Here is a 4,854-nt window from a genome sequence, read left to right on the forward strand (position 1 = left end):
GTGACCGCGAGCTCGCGGATCATGCCGAGATCGAGAGCGTTGATCGCCTCGGGGCGGTCGAGTGTCACGCGGCCGAGGCCCCCGGATGTGCCCACGCGCACCCGCCGGGTCGGGGTCTGCGCCGCATCAGTCACGTCGCAACGTTACCGCTCGGTGCGCGATGTCAGCGGGCCGCACGGCGCGGGACGACGTGCGAGCGCGCCTTTTCCGCCAAGATGGGGGAACTGCCCACAATGAGGAGAGGCTTCTGCATGCCCGACGGACAGGTGCTGGAGTTCTCCGGCGTCACCAAGCGCTTCGGTCCGGTGATCGCGGTTTCGGAATTCTCCGCTCGCGTTGAGCCCGGGGTCGTGACCGGATTCCTCGGCCCGAACGGCGCCGGCAAGACGACCTCGCTGCGGGTCCTCCTCGGCCTGGTGCGAGCCACCGAGGGAACCGCGACGATCGGCGGCCTCCCCTACGCGAAGCTCGCCGACCCGCTGCGCACCGTGGGTGCCGCGCTCGAGGCGTCGAGCTTCCACCCCGGCCGCACGGCGGCGAACCACCTCAAGGTCTATGCGCAGGCCGCGGGCCTGCCGACGTCGCGCGTCGACGAGGCCATCGGCATCGTCGGCCTCTCCGATGTCGCGGGCCGCAAGGTCGGCGGGTTCTCGCTGGGAATGCGCCAGCGTCTCGGTCTCGCGTACACGCTGCTCGGCGATCCGGGTGTGCTCGTGCTCGACGAGCCCGCCAACGGCCTCGACCCCGAGGGCATCAAGTGGATGCGGGGCCTGCTGCGCCAGCTCGCCCGCGAGGGGCGGACCGTGCTCGTCTCATCGCACCTGCTCTCGGAAGTGCAGCAGACCGCCGACGCCCTTCTCGTGATCGCCCAGGGCAGGCTCGTGTTCCAGGGCAAGCTGGACGAGCTCTCGGATCCGTCCGAGCAGGCCGTCGTCGTGGACTCGCCGGATCGGGCCGCGCTCTCGAGCGCGCTGACCCGGTCGGGTGTCTCGTTCGAGGTGCTGCGCTCGGGCTTCACCGTGCGCGGGGCGACGCCCGCCGAGATCGGCGCGGTCGCGGCGGGAGCCGGCGTGGCACTCTCGTCGCTCCAGAAGCGCGGCCCCGCGCTGGAGGAGATCTTCCTCGACCTCGTCGACGGCGTTCGCGTGCACCCGAGCGCGGGGGGCGCTGCCCCCCTCGTCGCCGGTGCGGCCGTCGCCGGTGCGGCCGTCGCCGATGCCGTCGCCGATGACGCCCCGGTTCTCGAGGAGCGGCCGGAGGCGGATGCCGAGACCGGCGAGGTTCCGGATGCCGAAGCCGAAGAGGTCGCGGATGCCGAGACCGACGAAGCGGCGGATGCCGAGGCCGAAGACGTCGCGAATGCCGAAGACGTGATCGTCGACGCCCCGCCCGTCGCGGCCGCGTCGACCGCCGGCTTCGCCGTCGCGAGCACCGGCATCATCGACGTCATCCCCGCGGGAGTGCTCGCGGCGGATGCGCACGAGGACGCTGCCGCGGAGCCGGACGAGGACGCTGAGCCGGCGGTCGATGAGCCCGAGCCGGAAACAGAGCCAGAGCCCGAAGCCGAGATCCCGCCCACCCATGACTTCGAGGGCGAGCCCCCCGTCGTTGTGGAGCCCGCCCTCGTTGTGGAGCCCGTCGAGGAGCAGCCCGCGGAGCCGACGTGGACGGAGGCCCCCACCGAGAACCTCGTCGACGAGGACGCGCCGACGGATGACGGGGACCAGGCATCCGAAGAGATCGCCACCCACGAAGAAGACGAAGAGTCCGAGACACCCGAGGAGAAGAGCGCCCGATTGGCGTCCGATCTCGAAGCGGATCGCTTCTTCGCCGCGTTCGACGATTCGACCGGCGACGCCTCGACCGGCGACGATTCGACCAACGACTCCTCGATCAACGCCGAGCACGAGGCGAACGCATCCGAGGGCCATTCGGAGGATACGCACACCGAGCACGAGGGAGGTGAGCAGCGATGAGCCTCGCCCGCGCAAGCCGCTCCGAGTTCACGAAGCAGTTCACGACGTCGATCTGGTGGATCCTCGCCATCGCCCTGGTCGCCTATGTCGCTTTCACGGCGTCCGTGCTCGCCCTCGCGCTGTCGGCCTCGGCCACGGGCGCGCTGCCCGGCGCGGGCGAAGGACCGCAGGTGTCCGAAGAAGGGCTGCCCGCCCTCGTCTACAGCGCCGCGACATCCGTCGGGTACGTCTTCCCGCTGCTCATCGGCACGCTCATGGTGACCACGGAGTTCCGGCACAAGACCCTGACGCCGACCTTCCTCGCCACTCCCCGGCGCTTCACCGCCCTGTTCGCCAAGGTGGTCGTGGGCGTCCTGCTCGGGGCGCTCTACGCGGTGCTCGCCATCGCGAGCTCGGTCGGTCCCGGGGCCGCATTCCTCGCGGGATTCGGACTCGACGCCGAGATCACCTCGACCGAGACCTGGTCGCTCGTGGGGCGGATGGTCATCGCCTTCGTGCTATGGGTGCTCGTCGGCATCGGCGTGGGAACGCTCGTGCGCAACCAGGTCGTCGCGATCGTCATCGTGCTCGTCTTCACCCAGTTCCTCGAACCGGTCGGACGCCTGCTCGGCGCGTTCGTCGAGGGGCTCTCGGACTTCACCGCCTACCTGCCCGGTGCCGCGAGCGACGCGCTCGTCGGCGCGAGCGTCTTCACGGCCGGCGTCGGCAACGGCTCCGCTCCGACCACGCTCGAGTGGTGGGCCGGCGGGCTCACCCTGCTCGGCTACGCCGCGGTGTTCCTGGTGATCGGCTACTTCAGCAGCTGGCGCCGCGACGTCACCTGATCAGGTCGCGGGCAGCGGGGCGGGAGCCTTGCGCACCCGCGGCTTCTTCTTCGGGGCCGCGGCCGCGAGGTCGGCGACATTCGAGGCCTCGTCGGAGACATCCAGCCGCAGGGCCTTGACGAGCGCGAGCCCGTGGCGGGTCGTGAGGATGAGCCGCTCATACTGATCGTGCCCCTCGAGGTCGATCACGACGCTCGCGCGGCGCCGGCGCACGAGCGCGAAGTCGGTGCCGCCGGCCGACTTCCAGGAGCCCATCGCGACGACCCCTCGCACGTAGGTCCCGGGGCTCGGCACACCACGGAGCCAGGTCCACGCGTCATCCGTGAGCTGAACCTTGGTGATCGTGGAGCGCTCTACGATGACATTCCCCTTGTGGAATGACAGCGCGCGCTCGGTCACCGAGAGCACGACCTCGAGCCGCGTCTGATCGAGCAGCAGGGTCACCATGCCCTTAGTCTGCCAGCGAGCCGCGCGCCGAACCCTGAGATTTGCTCACAGAGCGGCAACGATCGGCGGGTCGAGCCGGCCCGACCGGCTCGGCGACGGTGCCAGACTGGATGCGTGACCCTGGTCGACCGCGCCCCCGGCGGAGTCGCGAGCTCTGCGCTCGCGCGCGCCGGAGCGGGCGCGCGACTGAGCGCCGACGATGCCGAAGCGCTGCTCCGCGCCGAGGGCGAAGACCTCGAGACGATGCTCGCGCTCGCGGGAGCGATGCGGGATGCCGGGCTCGAGGCATCCGGTCGCCCCCGCGTCATCACATACTCCCGCAAGGTGTTCATCCCCCTGACGACGCTCTGCCGCGACCGCTGCCACTACTGCGTCTTCGTCGACACCCCGGGCCAGCTGCTCGCCCTGCACAAGCCCATGTTCATGACGCCGGAACAAGTGCTCGCGGTCGCGCGACAGGGAGCGGCGCACGGGTGCAAAGAGGCGCTCTTCACGCTCGGCGACCGCCCCGAGGAACGGTGGCCGGAGGCGCGCGCGTGGCTCGACGAGCACGGCTACGCCTCCACGCTCGACTACGTGGGTGCGATGGCGCGCCTCGTCACGGCCGAGACCGGGCTGCTGGCACACCTCAACCCCGGCGTCATGTCGTACGACGAGCTGCGGGCACTGCGCCCGGCGGCGCCGTCGATGGGCATGATGCTCGAGACCACGTCGCGGCGGCTGTTCGAGGAGCCCGGCCAGGTGCACTTCGGCTCCCCCGACAAGGATCCCGCGCTGCGGCTCGCCGTGATCGACGACGCGGGACGAGCCCGCATCCCCTTCACCACCGGCATCCTGGTGGGCATCGGCGAGACGCTCCGCGACCGCGCCGAGTCGCTCGTGGCGCTTCGCGCCGCCCATGAGCGGCACGGGCACGTGCAGGAGGTGATCGTGCAGAACTTCCGCGCGAAGCCGCGGACCGCGATGCAGGGCGCCCCCGACGCGTCGCTGGCGGAGTACGTCGCCGCGGTCGCCGCGGCGCGGCTCGTGCTCGGGCCGCGCATGCGCATCCAGGTGCCGCCGAATCTGTCCGACCCGGCCGAGTTCGAGCTGCTGCTGCGGGCGGGCGCCGACGACTGGGGCGGGGTGTCGCCGCTGACGGCCGACCATGTCAACCCCGAGCGCCCGTGGCCGCACCTCGACGACCTCGCGTCGCGCACCGCCGCGCTGGGTTTCGCACTGCGCGAGCGCCTGACCGCGCACCCGGAGTACGTCGCGGCATCGGACGAGTGGCTCGACCCGGCGATGGCGCGGGCGACCCTGGCCCTCGCGGACCCTGCGACGGGACTGGCGCGGGTAGAGGGGGAGCCCGCCACCGGAACCCGGGCGGAGCCGCTCCCCGGCGCACGGGGGCGGGGTACCGGTGTGGCGGCGCTGGCCGAGGCCGCCGCCTCCGACCCGGGCGCCCTCGACGACTCCGCGTGGGGGACGCTCCTCCTCGCCACCGGCGCCGACCTGGACGCCCTCGCGGCCACCGCCGACGACGTGCGCCGCTACACGGTGGGCGAAGCGGTCAGCCTCGTGATCAACCGCAACGTCGCCTCGACCTCGTTCCGGGCCGCTCCGAC

The 4,854-nt window shown here is 71.8% G+C and carries 4 protein-coding genes; 3 read left to right on the forward strand and 1 reads right to left on the reverse strand.

Features of this window, described 5'->3' with window-relative positions; translation table 11 throughout:
- Positions 1–251: 251 nt before the first annotated feature.
- Together VNT50_RS11025 and VNT50_RS11030 are read left to right on the forward strand one after the other, a co-directional pair.
- Positions 252–1,976: an ATP-binding cassette domain-containing protein gene (locus VNT50_RS11025; protein ID WP_325485165.1), complete on the forward strand. Its 1,725-nt coding sequence runs from the start codon at positions 252–254 to the stop codon at positions 1,974–1,976.
- The gene (locus VNT50_RS11030; protein WP_325485166.1) at positions 1,973–2,800 is read left to right on the forward strand and encodes an ABC-2 transporter permease; all 828 of its coding nucleotides are present in this window, start codon (positions 1,973–1,975) and stop codon (positions 2,798–2,800) included. Before VNT50_RS11025 ends, VNT50_RS11030 begins: the two co-directional genes overlap by 4 nt.
- On the opposite strand, the gene VNT50_RS11035 is transcribed toward VNT50_RS11030, so the two are convergent.
- Positions 2,801–3,247, reverse strand: a complete 447-nt coding sequence (locus tag VNT50_RS11035) for a hypothetical protein (RefSeq protein WP_325485167.1) — start codon at positions 3,245–3,247, stop codon at positions 2,801–2,803.
- 114 nt (positions 3,248–3,361) lie between these two features.
- Here VNT50_RS11035 and cofG point away from each other — a divergent pair.
- A partial coding sequence (gene cofG, locus VNT50_RS11040) for a 7,8-didemethyl-8-hydroxy-5-deazariboflavin synthase CofG (RefSeq protein ID WP_325485168.1) occupies positions 3,362–4,854 on the forward strand: 1,493 nt, incomplete at its 3' end.

The sequence above is a fragment of the Microbacterium sp. genome (assembly GCF_035554235.1).
Classification (GTDB): domain Bacteria; phylum Actinomycetota; class Actinomycetes; order Actinomycetales; family Microbacteriaceae; genus Microbacterium.

Excerpts from the sequence above, each read along its gene's own strand:
- VNT50_RS11025 (WP_325485165.1), top strand. The coding sequence starts at position 252 with ATGCCCGACGGACAGGTGCTGGAGTTCTCCGGCGTCACCAAGCGCTTC.
- VNT50_RS11030 (WP_325485166.1), top strand. The coding sequence starts at position 1,973 with ATGAGCCTCGCCCGCGCAAGCCGCTCCGAGTTCACGAAGCAGTTCACG.
- VNT50_RS11035 (WP_325485167.1), bottom strand. The coding sequence starts at position 3,247 with ATGGTGACCCTGCTGCTCGATCAGACGCGGCTCGAGGTCGTGCTCTCG.